Source organism: Paraburkholderia sp. EB58, assembly GCF_050436665.1.
Taxonomy (GTDB): Bacteria; Pseudomonadota; Gammaproteobacteria; order Burkholderiales; family Burkholderiaceae; genus Paraburkholderia.
In genome coordinates this window covers 63,980-81,584 of record NZ_JBNDMQ010000021.1, presented here as the reverse complement: position 1 = coordinate 81,584, position 17,605 = coordinate 63,980, and the positions used below count along the sequence as shown (strand labels likewise).

Annotated in this window: 16 protein-coding genes and 1 riboswitch; of the genes, 7 read left to right on the top strand and 9 right to left on the bottom strand. The window is 64.1% G+C overall.

The genetic code is table 11. The features are described 5' to 3' along the window. Positions 1-7: 7 nt before the first annotated feature. From cobJ to cobG, 4 genes are read right to left on the bottom strand one after another with little or no spacing between them, the layout of a single operon-like run. Positions 8-1,762 carry a precorrin-3B C(17)-methyltransferase gene (cobJ, locus tag P3T40_RS27320; protein ID WP_429270892.1) on the bottom strand — a complete coding sequence of 585 codons (1,755 nt, stop codon included), beginning with the start codon at positions 1,760-1,762 and terminating at the stop codon, positions 8-10. Beyond that, complete coding sequence (locus tag P3T40_RS27315) at positions 1,759-2,490, bottom strand: precorrin-2 C(20)-methyltransferase (RefSeq protein ID WP_429270826.1); 732 nt, start codon at positions 2,488-2,490, stop codon at positions 1,759-1,761. Before P3T40_RS27315 ends, cobJ begins: the two co-directional genes overlap by 4 nt. Then, positions 2,491-3,117 (bottom strand): precorrin-8X methylmutase, encoded by a 627-nt coding sequence (locus tag P3T40_RS27310; RefSeq protein ID WP_429270825.1) that lies wholly within the window; start codon positions 3,115-3,117, stop codon positions 2,491-2,493. Next, complete coding sequence (gene cobG, locus P3T40_RS27305) at positions 3,110-4,621, bottom strand: precorrin-3B synthase (protein WP_429270891.1); 1,512 nt, start codon at positions 4,619-4,621, stop codon at positions 3,110-3,112. The genes P3T40_RS27310 and cobG overlap by 8 nt, the downstream gene beginning before the upstream one ends. Before the next feature lie 118 nt (positions 4,622-4,739). Next, a riboswitch (cobalamin riboswitch) is annotated at positions 4,740-4,949 on the bottom strand. Between the two features lie 84 nt (positions 4,950-5,033). Between cobG and cbiE the strand changes: the two genes are divergently transcribed. The 5 genes from cbiE (at position 5,034) to cobM (ending at position 8,622) form a co-directional block, all read left to right on the top strand. After that, entirely contained in the window at positions 5,034-6,284 is a 1,251-nt protein-coding gene (cbiE, locus tag P3T40_RS27300; RefSeq protein WP_429270824.1) for a precorrin-6y C5,15-methyltransferase (decarboxylating) subunit CbiE, read from the top strand. Positions 6,285-6,366: 82 nt separating this feature from the next. Continuing rightward, a complete protein-coding gene (locus tag P3T40_RS27295) occupies positions 6,367-6,603 on the top strand; it encodes a type II toxin-antitoxin system Phd/YefM family antitoxin (RefSeq protein WP_429270823.1) in 237 nt (78 codons plus the stop codon). 32 nt (positions 6,604-6,635) lie between these two features. Further along, positions 6,636-6,995 (top strand): type II toxin-antitoxin system VapC family toxin, encoded by a 360-nt coding sequence (locus P3T40_RS27290; protein WP_429270822.1) that lies wholly within the window; start codon positions 6,636-6,638, stop codon positions 6,993-6,995. Positions 6,996-7,093: 98 nt separating this feature from the next. Beyond that, positions 7,094-7,819, top strand: coding sequence for a cobalt-precorrin-6A reductase (locus P3T40_RS27285; protein WP_429270821.1), 726 nt, complete (start codon positions 7,094-7,096; stop codon positions 7,817-7,819). Between the two features lie 71 nt (positions 7,820-7,890). Further along, on the top strand, positions 7,891-8,622 hold the full coding sequence (cobM, locus tag P3T40_RS27280; RefSeq protein ID WP_429270820.1) for a precorrin-4 C(11)-methyltransferase: 732 nt from the start codon (positions 7,891-7,893) through the stop codon (positions 8,620-8,622). A 35-nt stretch (positions 8,623-8,657) separates the two neighbouring features. Here cobM and P3T40_RS27275 read toward each other — a convergent pair whose 3' ends face one another. Beyond that, positions 8,658-10,139: a sodium:solute symporter family protein gene (locus P3T40_RS27275; protein ID WP_429270819.1), complete on the bottom strand. Its 1,482-nt coding sequence runs from the start codon at positions 10,137-10,139 to the stop codon at positions 8,658-8,660. Beyond that, on the bottom strand, positions 10,136-10,351 hold the full coding sequence (locus P3T40_RS27270) for a DUF3311 domain-containing protein (RefSeq protein ID WP_429270818.1): 216 nt from the start codon (positions 10,349-10,351) through the stop codon (positions 10,136-10,138). The genes P3T40_RS27275 and P3T40_RS27270 overlap by 4 nt, the downstream gene beginning before the upstream one ends. 416 nt (positions 10,352-10,767) lie before the next feature. On the opposite strand from P3T40_RS27270, the gene P3T40_RS27265 reads away from it, so the two are divergent. Both P3T40_RS27265 and P3T40_RS27260 read left to right on the top strand, forming a co-directional pair. Further along, positions 10,768-11,436, top strand: a complete 669-nt coding sequence (locus P3T40_RS27265; protein ID WP_429270817.1) for a MarC family protein — start codon at positions 10,768-10,770, stop codon at positions 11,434-11,436. Between the two features lie 118 nt (positions 11,437-11,554). Then, the gene (locus P3T40_RS27260; protein WP_429270816.1) at positions 11,555-12,388 is read left to right on the top strand and encodes a class II glutamine amidotransferase; all 834 of its coding nucleotides are present in this window, start codon (positions 11,555-11,557) and stop codon (positions 12,386-12,388) included. Between the two features lie 179 nt (positions 12,389-12,567). Here P3T40_RS27260 and P3T40_RS27255 read toward each other — a convergent pair whose 3' ends face one another. From P3T40_RS27255 to P3T40_RS27245, 3 genes are all read right to left on the bottom strand, one after another. Further along, positions 12,568-14,193 carry a methyl-accepting chemotaxis protein gene (locus tag P3T40_RS27255; RefSeq protein ID WP_429270815.1) on the bottom strand — a complete coding sequence of 542 codons (1,626 nt, stop codon included), beginning with the start codon at positions 14,191-14,193 and terminating at the stop codon, positions 12,568-12,570. Positions 14,194-14,400: 207 nt separating this feature from the next. After that, the gene (locus tag P3T40_RS27250; RefSeq protein WP_429270814.1) at positions 14,401-16,134 is read right to left on the bottom strand and encodes a cobaltochelatase CobT-related protein; all 1,734 of its coding nucleotides are present in this window, start codon (positions 16,132-16,134) and stop codon (positions 14,401-14,403) included. Between the two features lie 5 nt (positions 16,135-16,139). Then, positions 16,140-17,471 carry an AAA family ATPase gene (locus P3T40_RS27245; RefSeq protein WP_429270813.1) on the bottom strand — a complete coding sequence of 444 codons (1,332 nt, stop codon included), beginning with the start codon at positions 17,469-17,471 and terminating at the stop codon, positions 16,140-16,142. Positions 17,472-17,605: the final 134 nt, after the last annotated feature.

The window sequence follows — 17,605 nt, the reverse complement described above, 5'->3', positions numbered from 1 at the left end:
TCAGGCTTCAGCTCTCAGCCGCGGTTTGGGGATACCACCGCGGCGTATATACCCACTCACCCTGCGCGCCACGCGCAAACCCGCGTGTCGTTGACGACCCGAGAATAACCATCGTGCGCATATCGACATCCGCTGAGCGCAACTCACCAAGCGTGGTGGTCCTAAGCGAAGAGCCCGGTCTGCCGATATCCCGCCCGAGCACCACCTTCGTCGCCGGCGCACGATACTCGCGCACGATATCGAGCGCCTTATCCAGTTGCCAAGGCCGCGCGCGCGAGATCGGGTTATAGAACGCAATCACCAGGTCGGCTTGCGCTGCGTGGCGCAAACGCGTTTCGATGATCGACCACGGCTTAAGGTTATCTGAGAGCGACAGCATGCAGAAATCGTGTCCAAGCGGCGCGCCCGCTTGCGCGGCAGTCGCCATGGCGGCGGAAACGCCGGGCACGATGTTCAGTTCTACCGCACCCCAGCGTACATCATCGGACGTATCGAGCGCTTCAAGCACGGCTGCGGCCATCGCAAACACGCCCGGATCGCCGGACGAAACCACCACCACCGCACCACCCGCACTCGCCAGTTCGAACGCATGTCGTGCACGCTGCATTTCTTCGCGGTTGTCCGTGCAATGCAATTGCTGATCGGCGCGGAAGGGGCCGGCCATCTTCACGTAGGTTTCGTAACCGAGAATATCCGTGGCCTCGGTCAGTGCCGTGCGTGCCGCTGGCACCATTAGTTCCGCACTACCGGGGCCGAGACCAATGACGGTGAGACTGCCGCGGGCCTGTCCGAGCGTATTCGGGTCAATCGGCATCCGGCTCAACGCCAGTGCCATATCCGCGTTGGCGTCATCTTGCAGCGTTGCGTAGGGTACGCGCATGGCGGTCTCAAGTAGGCGCCGCGCAGCCTCGGTGATTGTGTGGGCGGGATACGCCGCGCGGAGCACGCCATTTCCTCCGTTAGCCTCGACAAACCTCAGCGGCACGCCCAACGCACTAGCGGCTCCGATAAGAGCGCCATCGCCCATCCTGTCCAAAGGCGCAAGCAGCGCCGCGAGCGAAAGCGGCGCCAGCTCATGTGCCTGCAGCGCTGCGAGGACCGCTTCAGCAATACGCTCGCCAGAAGCGCTCACCGCCGCCACCACACTTCGAGGATGAATGATCAACTCATCCGCGCCACCATCCCAAGCCTTCGGCGTCACGCGAATCGCTAGTCTTGCTTCGCTCGCACGCGGCAACTGCGCATCATCGAGCCAAGGTGCATCGCCTTCGATGCGCGTGCTTTCGCCAGCCAGCATGTCCGACACGAAGCGCTTGCCTTGCGTGAGACTCGCCAGCGCATAGCCTTCGGGAGGATTGAGCACGCAGGTGCCGAAGCGCAATTCACCGCTCGTGGTAATCGCCGGCGCGACCTCGAGCGCAGCGGCTATTTCACGCGCCATCACATTCACGCCCGCCAGTCCGCCGAGCAACGGCACCACGGCGCTGCCATCTTCCGCAACGGCCAACACCGGCGGTTCGACGCCCTTGTTGGCCAGCAACGGCGCCACGCAGCGAATCACAATGCCAGCCGCACATAGCGCGACAATCGGCGTGCCGCGCGCATACAGTTCGCGCAGATGCGCACTGAGCTCCGCATAGGCCACGTCAGCTTCGACTCGGCCCTGCAATGCATGCACCTGAGCCCCTGGATAGCACGCCTGCACACGCCGGGCAGTGGCAAGCGCCCCTGCGCCCAGAATGACGATGGCCGGTGGCGTCATCCTTGCCATTTTTCCCCCGGCACGACGAGCAGCGAAAAGTATGGCGAAGCCATCGGATCGACTTCGGCGAGCGGCACGATGCGCTGGTTCGCCATGGTCGCCCGTTCGATGTACAAGGCGCGGTCCGCAAGTCCGAGTTCGCCGAGCACGCGGCGCACCTTGTCGAAATTGCGGCCCAGTTTCATCACGACCGCGGCATCCGCATCGGCGAGGCGCCGCCGCAATTCATCCTCCGGCAACACGCCGGACAGCACGGACAAACTCTGATTGCGATACACCAGCGGTGCGCCGAGCACGGCCGCGCCGCCGAGCATCGAGCACACGCCAGGCACCACTTCGGCTTCGAAGCGTGCCGCGAGCCGGTCGTGCAGATACATATACGAGCCGTAGAAGAACGGGTCGCCTTCGCAGATCACCGCAACGTCGCGGCCTGCGTCCAGGTGCGCGGCGACGACTTCTGCAGCGGTGTCATAGAAGTCGGCAATGATCGCCTCATAGCATAGCGGCGGTTCCAGCGCCTCTGTCGTCACTGGATAGACCAGCGGCAGATGTTCCTGCGCATCACTCAAATGCGCCTCGATGATGCCGAACGCGTTGCCTTTCTTGCCCTTCGCGACAAAATACGCAACCACGGGCGCCGCTTTCAACAGCCGCAGCGCCTTCAGCGTGATCAGCTCCGGATCGCCGGGGCCGACGCCCAATCCGAACAGACGTCCCTGTGCGGTCATTTATTCGGTCTCCGAAGCGAGTGCATTGACTGCGGCGGCGGCCATTGCGCTGCCGCCGCGCCGCCCTTGGACGATCACGTAGGGTACGCCGCGGCTATCTTCGGCCAACAACGCTTTCGATTCCGCCGCGCCGACGAAGCCCACTGGGAAGCCGAGAATCAGCGCGGGGCGCGGCGCGCCGGCGTCGAGCATCTCAAGCAGATAGAACAGCGCGGTCGGTGCATTGCCGATCACCACCACGCTGCCCGACAGGTGCGGCCGCCACAGTTCGAGCGCAGCCGCCGAGCGGGTATTGCCGAGTTCGCGCGCCATGGTGGGCACCGACGGGTCACCGAGCGTGCAGATCACCTTGTTGTCCGCAGGCAGACGCGCGCGTGTGATGCCCTCGGCGACCATGCGTGCGTCGCACAGAATCGGCGCACCGCCTGCGAGCGCCGCGCGACCCGCTGCGCCAGCGCCTGCGGAAAAGCGCAAGTCGTCGATCACGTCGACCATGCCGCAGGCGTGAATCACGCGCACGGCGAGCTTTTCCAGATCGGCCGGGATGCGCGAAAGGTCGGCCTCCGCGCGAATCGTCGCGAAGGATTGGCGGTAGATCTCCTGACCGTCGCGGATGTAATCAAGCATCAAAAGGGCTCCGGGCCAGCCGCGCGAGTGCGTCGGCGGCCTGTTCAATCGTCAGATGGTGCGCGACGCACTGGCCGAAGCCGGGCGGGTCGTCGTCGCGTCGATAAAGGTCGTAGTGGTCAGGCGCCACCGCCAGCAGTGTGTACGGCGCACGATGTGCGGCCGCGCATGAGCGTGGGCAGCCGCTCAGATGCACTTGCTCGACGGCTGCAGGCAGCAGGGCGGCGAGGCGTAACGCGTCGGCTTTGGTGTCGGCCTGGCTTTTGGCGCAACCGGTTGAGCCGGCGCAGGTGATCAGACGCGCGAGCGGATCGGTGGGCTGACAAGCGAGACCGAGTGCGGTGAGGCGGGCGAGTACTGATGCCGTAGCGTCGTCGGCGACGTCGGGCAGCAGCACGCTTTGCCATGGGGTCATGTGCAGTGTGCCGTCGCCTGAATCTTCGGCGATGGCTGCGAGCGCGCGCAGTGTCGCGGCATCGAGACGGCCGAGCGGCGGTTGGCCGCCCACTTGCCACGTGCCCGCGATACGTTGCGGATGGGCGCCGAAGCGCAGCGAGGCGTCAGCGGGCGCGCGGCGCCATTTGGCAAGTGTGGGCTCGCGGAACAGCGGGAAATCGAGGTATGTCTGGGCGCGCTCCAAGACTGCTTCAGCAGGTTGAACCGCGAGCAAGTGCCGCATCCGCGTGTGGTCTGGGTCGGCGAGGTCGAGGAACGTGTGCAGTAGTGCGTTGACCAGCGCGGGCACTTGTGAGGGCAGGACTGCCCCGAGTGCGGCTGTGTCGAGCGCCGGATGTAGCCGGGTACGTCCGGAATTTGCTCGCGCTACAGGCGGACATCCCGTCAGCCCGAACGCGAAGCGCACACCATCATGTGCCGCCATCGCCGCAAGCCAGACATCATGCGGATGCTCGACCATCGCCAGCCGCTCGCCGCCATCCAGCAGCAGCGCGAACTTCGGCGACAGTGCAGCGAAACGCGGCTCGCTTTGCAACAGCGCGAGAATCTGGCCGGCGAGCGCGCGAGTATCGAACAGTGCCTGCGGATCGCGGCCCGCGCTCGGGCTGATCATCAGGTTGCGTACATCGTCTGCGGTCGAGGCTGCAATTACCGCCGGCGCAGTAGGCGTGGCGGGCGTAGCAAACGTGGCAGACGGAGAAGACGTGGCGGACGTAGGAAACGTGGCAGACACACTAGACGCCGCAGGCTCAGCAACTTCGCCACTCAACGCATCATATAGCCCCGTTTGCGGCCCGAGCCCGGCGTTGATCAGCTTCTCGCTCAACGCCACCTCATGCCCAGCGAGCACGCCGCGTATCTGCAGATTCGCCCGGTTAGTGACCTCGATCACGCCCGTTGCATGCTGCTCGGCCGCCTCCGCAATCGCGCGTGCCTGGGCGGCCCGCAGCACGCCGCCCGGCAGTTTGATCCGGCAGATGCCGCCATCGAGCGCCGCGACGATGCGCAGCAAGCCCGGGCAAGCCGAGGGGCGAGCGGCAACAGGCATGACGGAGGAGGACGAAGCGTGAGTCAAGAGAGCACCGGGTTAGCGTCGCGCGACGGTCCGAGCATCCCTGTGAAGAGGACATGCTGCGGCATCGGTACACCCCGCCCGACGAAGGCTTGCACGAACAGTCTGGCCGGCAGGTCTCCTGGCTGGCAGGTCGTGGTCCGCGCTGGCCTTCCCGGGGCTGGCTATCCGTGGGTCGGATAGGCCAGTTGACCCAGTGGCGCAGAACATGGCGAGGACTCGCTGCATACAGTTGCGGGGGCAGCCACAGTAGCTCTGTGTTCCCTGTTAGGCCCCGAAGGGCACCGGCGACACGGTATTATGCCTTTTTTCGAATAGCACAACGATGCTGCGGCCTTGATTGGCGTGCCGCAGCGGTCAATTTAAGATCAAGTATGAGGATGGATTCATGCCGGCATGGCTGACCGTGGTGGGCATCGGCGATGACGGCTTTGCCGGTTTGGGGCGCCCTGCACGGCGCGCGTTGCTCGACGCGGCCGTGGTATTCGGCGGCGAGCGGCATCTGGCGATGCTGCCCGCGCGTCTCACGGCGCGGCGCGAAGCATGGCCTCGTCCCTTCGATATCGCCCCTGTGCTGGCCCAGCGCGACGCGCCGGTTTGCGTGCTCGCAAGCGGCGATCCGATGCTGTTCGGCGTGGGGGCGACACTTGCCCGTCAGTTGCCGGCCGGTGAAATGCGCGTGCTGCCCGCACCGTCGTCGCTGTCGCTGGCGGCGGGGCGCCTCGGGTGGCCGTTGCAGGATGTGACGGTGGTCTCGCTGGTGGGTCGGCCGCTTGCCGCGCTGAACGTCCATTTGCACGCTGGCGCGCGGCTCTTCGTCTTGAGCGCCGATGGCGCCACCCCCGCTGCACTGGCTGCACTGCTTACTTCGCGCGGCTTCGGCGCGACCCGCATGATCGTGCTGGAGCACCTCGGCGGCGAGCGGGAACGCCGTCTCGGTGGCCGCGCCGACGCGTGGTCGGGCGAAGCGGTGGCGGCATTGAACCTGGTTGCGCTGGAATGCTGTGCCGCTGACGGCGCGCCGCGGTTGCCGCTTACGCCGGGTCTGCCCGACGACGCGTTTCGCCACGACGGCCAGTTGACCAAGCGCGATGTCCGCGCCATCACGCTTGCGCGACTTGCGCCGACGCCAGGCGAACTGCTGTGGGATGTCGGTGCGGGCAGTGGCTCGATCGGGATCGAATGGATGCGCACGCACCCTGCGTGCCGGGCGATCGCCATTGAAGGTCATCCGGAACGCCAGCGCTTCATCGAACACAATCGCGACGCGCTCGGCGTGCCGGGTTTGCAACTGGTCGCGGGCAGGGCGCCTGAGGCGCTTGAGGGCCTGGCTGCGCCTGACGCGGTTTTTATCGGCGGTGGCGTAACCGTGCCGGGTGTGCTCGATGCCTGTTGGACGCAGTTGCGGCCGGGCGGCCGGCTGGTCGCCAATGCGGTCACGTTGCAAGGGGAGGCGGCGCTCGTCGCGTGGCGTGCGCAGCACGGCGGCACGCTCACGCGCATTGCGCTGGCCGAGGCGCAGCCGCTTGGCGGCTTCGATACGTGGCGGCAGGCGTTGCCGATCACGCTGCTTGAAGTCGGCAAGACCTGTGGCGAGCAGCCGAGCGGTCTGGCGGGAGAATCAGTAAACGTCGCCTGATCCGATTCAAGGATGGCACACCACATACGGCTAGCCATCTTTGCTATAAGTATGACTATGGTCAGATGACTATAGGTGAACCATGGAAGGCAAGCAGGTATCGAAATCCCAATTCAAGGCAAAGGCGCTTGAATTTTTCCGTCAAATCGAAGCGTCGCGCGAAAGCGTGATCGTCACCGATCATGGCAAACCTGCGCTTGAAGTGCGGCCCTATCGGGGGGCGGAACGCAACCCGCTGGATGTGTTGCGCGGCTCAGTGGTGCGTTACGACAACCCAACGGATTCCGTAGCAGAGGACGATTGGGAGGCGTTGCAGTGATCGTTTTGGACACGCATGCGCTGGTATGATCGGTGTCTGGCGACCCAACGCTGAGTAGAAAGGCGAAGAACGTTACTGACCGCGAGTTGGCCGGCGGTGAAATCATCGTCTCGGCGATTTCGGCTTGGGAAATCGCCATGCCTGTCGAATGCGAAAAGCTTGTTTTGTCGATGGACGTGGGTAGCTGGCTCGCGTCCGTCTCTGCTATAGAGTCCGTCCGCATTGTCCCGATTGACGCAGAGATTGCAACGAAGTCCGTAAGTCTGCCGGGTGTGTTCCACAAGGATCCTGCCGATAGAATGATCGTGGCAACCGCGCGCAAGCTGGCCGCACCATTGGTGACGAAGGATCAAAAGATTCGAGCGTACGCGCACGTAAAAACTGTTTGGTGACCAAGGTACGCGAACCCGATCGAAGCGTTGGTCGCGTGGCCGCCGCACTCAATTTCACTGACTGGCACGAACACATTTCCTGCGCGATCTGAAGCAACATGACCCGCATTCTCCTACTCGGCGGCACCGGCGACGCGTTGCAGATCGCGCGTCAACTCGGACCTGTGCACGTCTACAGCCTCGCCGGACTCGGCAAGGTGCCGTCCGATCTTGCCTGTGCCGTGCGTGTCGGCGGCTTCGGTGGCGCTGAAGGACTCGCCCGCTACCTGTGCGACGAGTGCATCGGGTTGTTGGTTGACGCCACACATCCTTATGCCGCGCAGATCAGTGCAAACGCCTTCGCAGCTAGCCGCGCTGCGGACGTCCCGTGCTGGGCATTGCGCCGCCCAGCCTGGCAGCCGCAGAAGGGCGATGATTGGCGCATGGTCGACACCTGGACCGAGTTGATCGGGGCAATGGAACCATTCTCGCGTCCGCTCTTCACGCTCGGTCGTGAAGCCCTCGCGCATCTCGACGAAATCCCTGCGCATCAGTACTGGACCGTGCGCTGCCTCGACGCTCACCCGGGCAACGCACAGGCTAGCATCATTGACGCACGCGGGCCTTTCACCACCGAGGGCGAACGCGCCTTGTTCAGCGCGAGCCAGATCGACGTCGTGATCAGCAAGAACAGCGGCGGCAGCGCCACCGACGCGAAGCTCGAAGTCGCACGCGAGCGCGGCTTGCCAGTGATCATGCTGCGGCGCCCGGACTTGCCCTCAGTCGAGCGCGAGTTCACGCGTCCCACCGATCTGGTGGACGTACTGCGAAGGTTAATACCCTGACGGTTTCCAGCGCGCGTTGCCATGACGAATGGCAAGGCACGCGCATCGAACTATCGAATCACGGAGTAAGCATGACGGTGTTTTTTATCGGAGCGGGTCCAGGCGACCCGGAGCTCATCACGGTGAAGGGGCAGCGCCTCGTGCGCAGTTGTCCGGTCATTCTGTACGCCGGCTCGCTGGTGCCGGCTGCCGTGCTGGAAGGGCATGCCGCCGAGCAGATCGTGAATACGGCGGAGCTCGATCTGGACGAAATCATCGCACTCCTGAAAGAGGCCCATGACAACGGCAAAGACGTAGCGCGGGTGCATTCGGGCGACCCGTCCTTATACGGCGCCATCGGCGAGCAGATCCGCCGCCTGCGGGAATTGCAGATTCCCTATGAAATCGTGCCCGGCGTGACCGCGACGGCCGCATGCGCAGCAGTGCTCGGTTGCGAGCTGACTTTGCCTGATGTGTCGCAGACCCTGATCCTCACGCGTTTCGCCAGCAAGACGACCATGCCGGAAGGCGAGCAATTAGGCGATCTGGCGTGCCATCGTGCGACGATGGCGATTCATCTCGGCGTGCGGCATCTGGCTCGGATCGTCGATGAACTGCGGCCGCACTACGGCGACGATTGCCCGATTGCGGTGATCTATCGGGCAAGCTGGCCGGATGAGGAGAAGGTCACCGGCACGCTGGCCGATATCGTCGCCAAGGTGCAGACAACCCAGATCGAAAGAACCGCGCTCATTCTGGTGGGGCGTGTGCTGGCTGCGGAAGGGTTTGCGGATTCGACGCTATACGCGAAAGCCGGCAGCTAGACGGGGCAGGGGCCAACGATGGCCCCGCCCGCTTCTCAATGCACGTGCGTCTGCGCGTGAGGTTGTTCGCTCGAGCGCGGCTGGGTGACCGCACTTACGACCACGAACACGATGATATTCAAGGCCAGCGCGACGAAACCGATATTCACGTCCTTGGCAGCATCCGGCAGGAACGGAAACAACTGGCCCATGCTGAGGTGCATCAGCGTCGTCACAGCCACCACGGCGACGCCGGCCAGAATGCCGCAGAACGCCCCCTGTTTGGTTGCCCGGTTACGTGGCGCGAGACTGCACACCATGGCCGGGAAAAGCTGCGTGACGAAGCTGTAGCCCATCAGCAGCAGTGCAACGATCGTCTCGCCGCCATGCAGCGTGAAGGCCACGGCCACCAGCGCCACGACCGGCACCAGCATGCGTGCCAGTTTCGTGACGGTCGCGTCGGTTGCGTCGCGCTTTAGCATGCCGCGGTAGACGTCGTTAGCGAGCAGGGTGGAGGCCGTGTTGAGGATCATGGAACCTGGCACCAGCGCGGTCAGCACGCCGGCGCCGCCGATCACGCCGACAAACCACGGATCGAAGGTCTGCAGCGACAACCTGAACAGCGACAAATCGATATCGCCGCCTTTCAGGCCCGGCACTTTCAGCACGGCCGCAAAACCGACGAAGAACACGAACAACAGGATCAACTGATAGAGCGGCAGCACCATCGCGTTGCGGCGGAAAATGCGTTCGTCCTTCGCCGTGAAGATCGAGCCGAACGTATGCGGCCACATGAAGAACCCGAGCGCGGTCAGCAGCACGGTCGACTGGAACCAGGCCACGCTCGAACCCTTGGCGGGGAAGGTGAGGAAGCCGGGTTTCGCCGCGTCGATGGTACGGAACATGTCACCGAGTCCACCGTAGTAATGGATCGGTAAATAGATGCCGAGAAACAGCACGACCGCCAGAATCAAGGTGTCCTTGACGACCGAGTTCCACGCCGAGCCCCGCACGCCCGAGACGATCACGTAGCATGTCACCACCGCGGCGCCGATCCAGACCGCCGAGGTTGACGAAATCGCGCCATACGAAGTGGTCGCGACAATGATGCCGAGTCCCTTCAGTTGCAGCACCAGATACGGAATCAGCGCGGCCACGCCGACCAGCGCAACCAGCACGCCGAGCGCCGGGCTATCGTATTTGCGCGTGAAGAAGTGCGGCTGCGAGACCAGCCGCTGGGCTTTCGCGAAGCGCCAGATGGGCGGCAGCATCCAGTACGACAGGATGTAGGCGAGCGACCCATACGCGAGGATGTAATAGACCGGCGCACCCTTGCCGTAGGCGAAACCGCTGCCGCCCAGAAAGGTGAAAGTGGTGTAGATCTCGCCCGCCATCAGCAGGAACACGAACGCGGTGCCGAAGCTGCGGCCGCCGACGGTCCATTGTTCGAGACTCATGTCGTGACCGCGCTTGGCTCGCAGCCCGAGGTACAGTGCGAATACCGTGACGGCGGCGATGATAACGAGAGCACTGCTCATGATCGGGCCTCTTCGGTATCGACGGCGGTCTGACGGTTGGTGGGGTCGAGCCGGTAAATGACCGCCATGATGACCGAAATCAGGATCACCCACAGCACGATCCAGGCGAGTACGAACGGCATGCCCAGCACCAGCGGCTCGACGCGGTTGACGAACGGAATGCCGAGCAGAATCCCGATGAACGGCAGCACGGCGAGAAAGCGAAGGAACATGTGGAGCGACTCCTCGAACGGGTGGGTGCGTCTGGTGAAGCCTGGTCTTCCGTCCCGACTTTATGACAGATAGGTCCGCTCCGTAAAGGTCGTCAAAAAGATGTAGGCAGGTTGACCGTTGTGGACCGTACATCCGCGCAGCGCGATCCCCGCCCGCTTCGCTGAACCGCTACGCAATGTTGCATTGCGCCACAAACTCGCTGCGCGGAGGGTGTCGTACAAATGCCGCGCCGCGATATGATTCGACGTGCGAGAATCCTGGGGCCACGGGTATCCGCAGCAACGGGTGCCGCCCGCGCGGCAACGGTGGATCCATCTGGGTGGGGCGCAGGCCCCCGTCCAGCCAGACAACAACCGACGGCTCATCGCGTCCCAGCGGGAACCCATCAGCCGTCGATCGACGCGGATCGCAAAACATGGTGGAAAGTCTGATCGCGGATATTCTGTTTGGGTTTGTCGGGTTGATCAGCATCATCAATCCGTTCGGCATCGCCTTCGTCTTTCTGGACCGGACTGCATCGCTTACCACTGAAGAACGCACGGCGCTCGCGCGCAAGGTCGCCATCAACGTGCTGTGCGTGCTGCTCGTCGCATTCTTTTTTGGCACACCCGTGCTGCATTTCTTCGGCATTTCCATGGAGGCGCTGCGCATTGGCGGCGGCCTCGCCGTCGCTGTGAGCGGCTGGAACATGCTCAATGCGCCCGATACGCCGCCTGCCGACACCCCCGTCAAGCGGGTCGATGCGGAAAATGCGACCTCCAGGGCGTTCTTCCCGCTTACCGTTCCGTTGACCACCGGCCCCGGCTCGGTGGCCACGGCCATTGCGCTGAATGCCAACCGGACCCACAAGCTGTCGGAGTTCGTGCTGTCGAGCATCGCTTCGGTCGCGATTTCGCTCATCGTGGCGGTGGTGGTCTATATCACGTATAGCCGCGCTGTGATTTTTGCCCGCTACCTGGGCGTGGAAGGGACCAAGGTCGCAATGCGGGTATCGTCGTTTCTGCTGCTGTGCATTGGCGTGCAGATCATACTGACCGGTTTCTCCGAGTTCCTGATTCCGATTGCGCAGTTGCCGCCTAAGTAAGCGGGTTGGCCGCCTGCAATGTCATCGTCAACTGCCAATGATAGGATGCGAAAAAATCGGCTAGAGGACGCGCAGGCGCAGATCGCTTGGCCACGCTTGCGCTAACAGGAGGTATCTCATGTGCCGCTGGTTGGCTTACACCGGAAACCCCGTCCAGCTCGAGACGGTGCTGTTTCGCGCCAAACACTCGTTGATCGATCAAAGCCTGCATTCACGCCTCGGCCAGACCACTACCAATGGGGATGGCTTCGGCATCGGCTGGTACGGACTTCCTACCGACATCCCATTTCGCTACCGCTGCATGCAGCCCGCGTGGAGCGACCGCAATCTGCGCGAAGCGGCCCGCGCCATTCACTCGCCGATGTTTGTCGCGCACATTCGCGCGGCCACCGACACCCCCGCCCAGGAAACCAACTGCCACCCGTTTCGCTATGGGCGCTGGCTGTTCGTCCATAACGGCCTCGTGCGCAAATACCCGTTGGTCCGACGCGAACTGATGCTGGCGATCAAGCCCGAACTGTTTGCGTCCATCGAAGGCTCAACCGATTCCGAGGTGCTGTTCTTTCTCGCGCTGACCTTCGGTCTGGAACTCACACCGGTTACCGCACTGGAGCGGATGGTGGCCTTCGTCGAGGCCACCGGCCGCAAAAATGGCATCGAGCAGCCGCTGAACATGACGGTGTGTGCGACAGACGGCGAGCAGATCATCTCCGTGCGCTACTCGAGCGAGCGCGAGTCGCGTTCGCTATTCCACAGTTCGTCGTTCCACCAGTTGCACGAGTTGTATCCGCACGATTCCCGTATCACGGCGGCCGGCGACGATGCCTTCCTCGTCCTGTCGGAGCCGCTGGTGGATCTGCCCGGCTGGTGGAAGGAGATTCCGGAGAGCACGGCAGTGGTCGCGCGCGGCGGCGAGATCGAACAGTACCCGTTCAATCCGCATCTGGGCTGACGGCGTGGCGGCGCGCCGTGTCGTCGTCGAAGACCTCCTTTAGCAACACCAGTGCATTGCGTACGGCGGGACCGCCTGCGTAGAAGGTCAGCAGCGCATCGTGGTGCGTACCGGCAGGTCGTGCAGGCAGTATGGTCAGAGGATACAGCGCGATAAAGCCGCAACGGGTGTGGGGATCTTCAACTGGCCGTGTGCAATCGGATTGGGCGCATGCCTTGCCGGTGAGCGGCATGATTTGCCGGTGCCGAGAGCTCGCCCACGTTGAACGCGGCCACCGCCGCTTGCAACTGGCGCGCCTGGTCGTCGAACGACTGCGCCGCCGCGGCCGCCTGTTCGACGAGGGCGGCATTCTGCTGCGTGACGTTGTCCATCTGCGTCACGGCCACGTTGATCTGCTCGATGCCTGCGCTCTGCTGGGCCACTGCCGAGGCGATCTCCTGCACGATGCTGGTCACACGGGCCATCGCGCTTTGCGCTTCCTGAATCGCCGCACCGGTTTTTTCCACCAGTTCGGCGCCCGCGCCGACTTTGCCCACCGCGTTGTGGATCAGGCCGCGAATCTCTTTGGCGGCAGCCGCGCTGCGCTGCGCCAGGTTGCGCACTTCACTCGCCACCACCGCGAAGCCGCGGCCTTCTTCACCGGCGCGCGCCGCTTCGACGGCGGCGTTCAGCGCGAGGATATTGGTCTGGAAGGCGATGCCTTCGATCACCGCAATGATGTCCACCATCTTCTGCGACTCGCCTGAGATGTCGCGCATCGTCGCGACGACGTCCACGACCATCGCGCCGCCTCGGTCAGTGATCTGTGCGGCGTTGGTCGCGAGCTCGCTTGCGCTGCGGGCGTTTTCCGCGGTCTGATGCACCATCGACGTCATCTGCTCGAGGCTCGACGCCGTTTGCTGCAACGCAGCGGCCTGGCTTTCAGTGCGCGCAGACAGATCGGCGTTGCCGTTGGCAATTTCGCGCGCGGTGACAGCGACGTTGTCGGCGATGCCGCGAATCTCGCTGATCGTGCGCCGCAACGCATCGCGCATGCGGCGGATCGTCTGCATCAGGCTGTCGGTATCGTTCCTGCGGGTGCGGATGGCAATGGCGAGGTTCCCGGACGCAATTGCCTCGGTGACCTCGGCGGCATAGCGCGGATCGCCACCTATCGTGCGCTCGATGCTGCGGTTGGTGAACGCCACGAGCAGCGCAAGCAGCACCGCCAGCACGAGGAACACGCCGGCCGCCGCGTAAAGCGAGGTGTGGAACGCGGCATCGATATCGTCCACATACGCGCCGGTTGCGATGATCCAGTCCCACGGTGCATAACGCACCACGTAGCCGAGCTTGTCGACCGCCCTGGCCGGCGTGACGTGCGGCCGCGGAAACACATAGTCGACGAAGCCGCCTTGCGGCGCCTGAGCAGTTGAAGCGAAGGTGACGTAATGGTGGCGGCCGTCGGCGTCGGCTGCGTCCCTCAGGTCCTTGCCGTCCATGGCGGGCTTGATGGGATGCATCACCATCCGCGGCTGCGAGTTGATGACGAGAAAGTAGCCATCCTCACCATAACGGATATCGCGCAGCCTGGCGAGCGCCTGCTGGCGGGCCTGTTGGTCGGTGAGAGTGCCGGCCCGTGCAAGTGCGGCGTACTCCTCGACAATGGACAAACCGATATGCGCCACGTTGACCAGATCGTTCTTGCGCTCTTCAATCCGCGTTTCGTAGGACAGGTAAGCCGCCGATACCGACACCAGCAGCAGGGCGGTCAGGCTGACCAGCAGCGGCAGCCAGAGCTTTTGTTTGAATCCGAGCTTGCGCATCCACACTCCGTGAGGTGCTTGTTCATTGCGTGGGGCCATGTGCACGTGGCCCTCTTGCTCTTTATCGGCATCATGGGGCTGCGGATAGCTAGAGTGAAACCCTTGGTAGTGGCGACGCGGGACGCAGGACGATGGCCCGCAGGCGCGGGACACCGTGGGGAAAGCGTAAGGGATCCGAAATGTTGCGCTGCCGCGCGCCGCGGCGCGCTAACGCTTCAACAGCATCGAACTCAGCACGGAAAACACCGTCGACGGCAGTTCGGCCAGCCGGCTCACCACGACGTTGTGCGGATAGAAAGCTTCCACGGCATCGGTCAGCACACCCACGCCCACCAGTTCGATGCCGGTCTTCTGGATCGCGGCCACCCGTTGACGCAGGTCGCTGCGTAACACGAGCGGGTCGCCGTCGCCGGTGGCCGGATAGCCGTCCGAGAACACCATCAGGATGCGCCGCTCGGCAGCGTGATCCGCGAGCCGCGTCGCCGCCCAGGCGAGCGCCTCGCCATCCGGGTTTTCATGCCCGCAGTCGATGCCGGTGAGGCCGCTCAACTCCGCCGAGCCGAAGCGTTTGTAGATCTGCAGATCGAGCCGTTCGACGAGGCGGTTGTAGCGGCGCAGATCCACCCCGGCCGCCCGTTGCCGCTCGTAGAGTAGCTTCATCTGCGCCGACTCGATCGAACTGTAGCCGAGCACTTCGCAGTCGAAGCCCAACTGCGTCAGCGCATCGCCCAACGCAGCCGCACATAGCCGCGCCAGTTCGATCTTGCGGCCAGCCATCGAACCGCTGCGGTCGATCAGCAAGGTGACGGCGACGTCGCGCCCTTTGGTCGCGCGCTTGACTTTGAACGGCGTGCGATAGCCGGGCGAGGTGGCGAGTTTGGCCAGCGACGGCCGGTCGATTTCGCCGCGTTCCTGCTCGCGCCGCCAGCGCGTGCGCTCGTCCGCGCTTAGGGCGCGTTCGAGTTTTTCCTTGAGCTGGGCGGTTTCCGCACGCGCTTCGTTGCGCAGTTCGCGCCATGCGACGGCGTCGCCGAGACCGGTCTGGTCGTTGACGACGTCGAACTCGGTAGCGAGCGGAATCGACATCACCATCCGCTCTGACGCGCGCAGCGTTTGCGCCGTGCTGTCGGCACGTCCCGCGGACGGCTGAGCATCGGCCAGCGCGTGACCCATGCCGGCCCCGTTCAGCGCTTCGGCGGCGCCGCTCGGGTCAGAGGGCGCCGCGCTCTCTTCGCTCGCGCGGGTACCGTCGCTTTCGAACGAATCGAATGACGAGCGCAGCGGCTCGGTATCGATGTCCTCGGCGGTGCCCACGGAGAACATCATGTTGTTGACCTCTCCCGCTGACAGCGCCCGGACCCGCGCGAGAATCTCCTGCGCCGCTGAGATGCTGTCCGCCGTGGAACGGCTGCGGCTAGCCCGTTCGATCAGATCCTGTGTGGCCACCAACGCTGCGGAGAGCGACTGACTCGCTTCTGCGCCGATGACGGGCTCGTCCCACAGCGCACGCTCCACACGCCAAATGAAACGGTCGCGCCAGCGCAGACGATTCCAGCTTTGCTGCGTGCGCACCGCGGCATGCGCTCTGAGCTTGCCGATAAACCAGCGTGCGCCCGGATATTCCTCGAGCAACCGCGCGCACACGCGCCGGTCTTCGATGACCTGGGCGAGATTAGTCGCCACACCTTGCGGCAGGGCTTCGAGTTGGGCAAGCGTGGAATGTTTGGCTCGTGCGACCAGCAGGTCGAGATAGCCGACCAGCACATCGGTCGAGAGGCTGTCGCGCACTTCGTAGTCCGGAATCACGATGCGCCCGCGCTCGACTCGCGGTCCATCAGGACTAAAAACGACCGTCACGCCGTATTGCCCCGTGAGGACGCGCGCAATCTTGCTGAGCGCGGACTCGAACTCGAACCCCCGGGCGTCGCGCGCCGTGTGCATCGCGCTCACCCGGCGGGGGCGATGTGATGGCGAATGATGCCGCGGATCAGCGTGGCGTCTTCGGGGCTGACCTTGGCGTAGATGGCGGGGCCAGCCGCGCGCTCGGGATTGCCGGTGCGCAGCATCAACTCGGCCCAGTCGAGTAGCCGACGGGTGGAGAACGCGCTCGACAGATCCTCGCGCGCGAACGCGGCACGGCAATCGGCGGCGATCGCTGCAAGCGTGGCGGCGAGTGGATGCGTCATGTATGGGGCGAGCGTTCGCACCAACACGTCGGTTTCCTCAGCTGGCGACAGATAGTCGAGCAGATAGACACGCCAGCGGTCGAGAAACGCTTCGTTCATCAGATTCGCGCCCTGGTACAGATGGCGGAACTGGCTCATAGCACCGACCGCATTCGCAGTGGCGAACAGGCGAAACGCGGGATGCGGCTCGACAACCTCGTTGCCTTTTTCCTTCAAGGTGAGCCGCCCGTGCGGTTCGAGCACCGCGGTGAGGGCCGCGAGAATCGATGGCTCGGCGAAGTCGATTTCATCGACGATCAACCAGAGCCCCTCGCGCATCGCGGTGGGCAGGACGCCGTCCACCCAGAGCGTTTCGCCGCCCTTGACGGTCCAGAAGCCGACGAAGTCGCCTACCGTCGTCTGGCCGTTCATGTTCGAGCGCACCACGCCATGCTGCGCACGCGCGGCGACCTGTTCGATCAGACTGGTCTTGCCCGCACCCGTATGCCCGATCAGCATGACGCGTTTGTTCTCGACGATATCTTCGACGATGTCGTTAAAGCGCTCCGAGAACAGGTAAGCCGGATTGACGCGCGGCACCAATGGGCCGGGCGCGCCGCAAGGCACCTCGATTTCGCCGATACGGACCGAGTGACCTGTTGTAGCCGCAGCATTCGTTGCGTTCGCACTGCCTGGTTCGCCCACGGCGTTCAAGCGGCCCTCGTGCGAGGCAGAGGTCGGGCCCGAGCCCGGACCGGAACTCGCGTGGGCCTCGAATCCCGCGCGCCCCGCGTTGCGCCGCGCCGCTGCCGCACGTTGCAACGCAGGCATAAACGCAGCGCGCTGCCGCGCATCGGCTTCGGGCGCCGCGCCGCGTGCCTCGAACACAAAACCTTCGCGATGCCATTTCTTCAGCTTCGCGCGCAGGTTCTCCGCGTCCACCACCAGATCGATATCGACGGACGCGTTGCCTTGTGCCTGTTCAATACCGTGTTCGAGGCGATAGGTTTGTGGTCTATCCGCGACGGTGACACGCCACCATTCGGTGCCGGTATCGGTGTTGCGCAGGTACAGGCCAAGGTGTTCGAGTTCGGTCAATTCAGGGGCGTTCATCGGAGCGTGCCATCAGGTTCAGCCATGTCGGCTGGGAGCAAGCGCCTATCTTATCGCGGACACGTCACGCGGCGCAGGCAAGTCGGCGCATGCGCCACGCATCATCGCGGCACGTGCGTCGAGATCGTGAGAGG

What these genes read in the sequence shown, in the direction of transcription:
- cobJ (WP_429270892.1), bottom strand. Translation starts at nt 1,762, where the DNA reads ATGACGCCACCGGCCATCGTCATTCTGGGCGCAGGGGCGCTTGCCACT.
- P3T40_RS27315 (WP_429270826.1), bottom strand. Translation starts at nt 2,490, where the DNA reads ATGACCGCACAGGGACGTCTGTTCGGATTGGGCGTCGGCCCCGGCGAT.
- P3T40_RS27310 (WP_429270825.1), bottom strand. Translation starts at nt 3,117, where the DNA reads ATGCTTGATTACATCCGCGACGGTCAGGAGATCTACCGCCAATCCTTC.
- cobG (WP_429270891.1), bottom strand. Translation starts at nt 4,621, where the DNA reads ATGCCTGTTGCCGCTCGCCCCTCGGCTTGCCCGGGCTTGCTGCGCATC.
- cbiE (WP_429270824.1), top strand. Translation starts at nt 5,034, where the DNA reads ATGCCGGCATGGCTGACCGTGGTGGGCATCGGCGATGACGGCTTTGCC.
- P3T40_RS27295 (WP_429270823.1), top strand. Translation starts at nt 6,367, where the DNA reads ATGGAAGGCAAGCAGGTATCGAAATCCCAATTCAAGGCAAAGGCGCTT.
- P3T40_RS27285 (WP_429270821.1), top strand. Translation starts at nt 7,094, where the DNA reads ATGACCCGCATTCTCCTACTCGGCGGCACCGGCGACGCGTTGCAGATC.
- cobM (WP_429270820.1), top strand. Translation starts at nt 7,891, where the DNA reads ATGACGGTGTTTTTTATCGGAGCGGGTCCAGGCGACCCGGAGCTCATC.
- P3T40_RS27275 (WP_429270819.1), bottom strand. Translation starts at nt 10,139, where the DNA reads ATGAGCAGTGCTCTCGTTATCATCGCCGCCGTCACGGTATTCGCACTG.
- P3T40_RS27270 (WP_429270818.1), bottom strand. Translation starts at nt 10,351, where the DNA reads ATGTTCCTTCGCTTTCTCGCCGTGCTGCCGTTCATCGGGATTCTGCTC.
- P3T40_RS27265 (WP_429270817.1), top strand. Translation starts at nt 10,768, where the DNA reads ATGGTGGAAAGTCTGATCGCGGATATTCTGTTTGGGTTTGTCGGGTTG.
- P3T40_RS27260 (WP_429270816.1), top strand. Translation starts at nt 11,555, where the DNA reads ATGTGCCGCTGGTTGGCTTACACCGGAAACCCCGTCCAGCTCGAGACG.
- P3T40_RS27255 (WP_429270815.1), bottom strand. Translation starts at nt 14,193, where the DNA reads ATGCGCAAGCTCGGATTCAAACAAAAGCTCTGGCTGCCGCTGCTGGTC.
- P3T40_RS27250 (WP_429270814.1), bottom strand. Translation starts at nt 16,134, where the DNA reads ATGCACACGGCGCGCGACGCCCGGGGGTTCGAGTTCGAGTCCGCGCTC.
- P3T40_RS27245 (WP_429270813.1), bottom strand. Translation starts at nt 17,471, where the DNA reads ATGAACGCCCCTGAATTGACCGAACTCGAACACCTTGGCCTGTACCTG.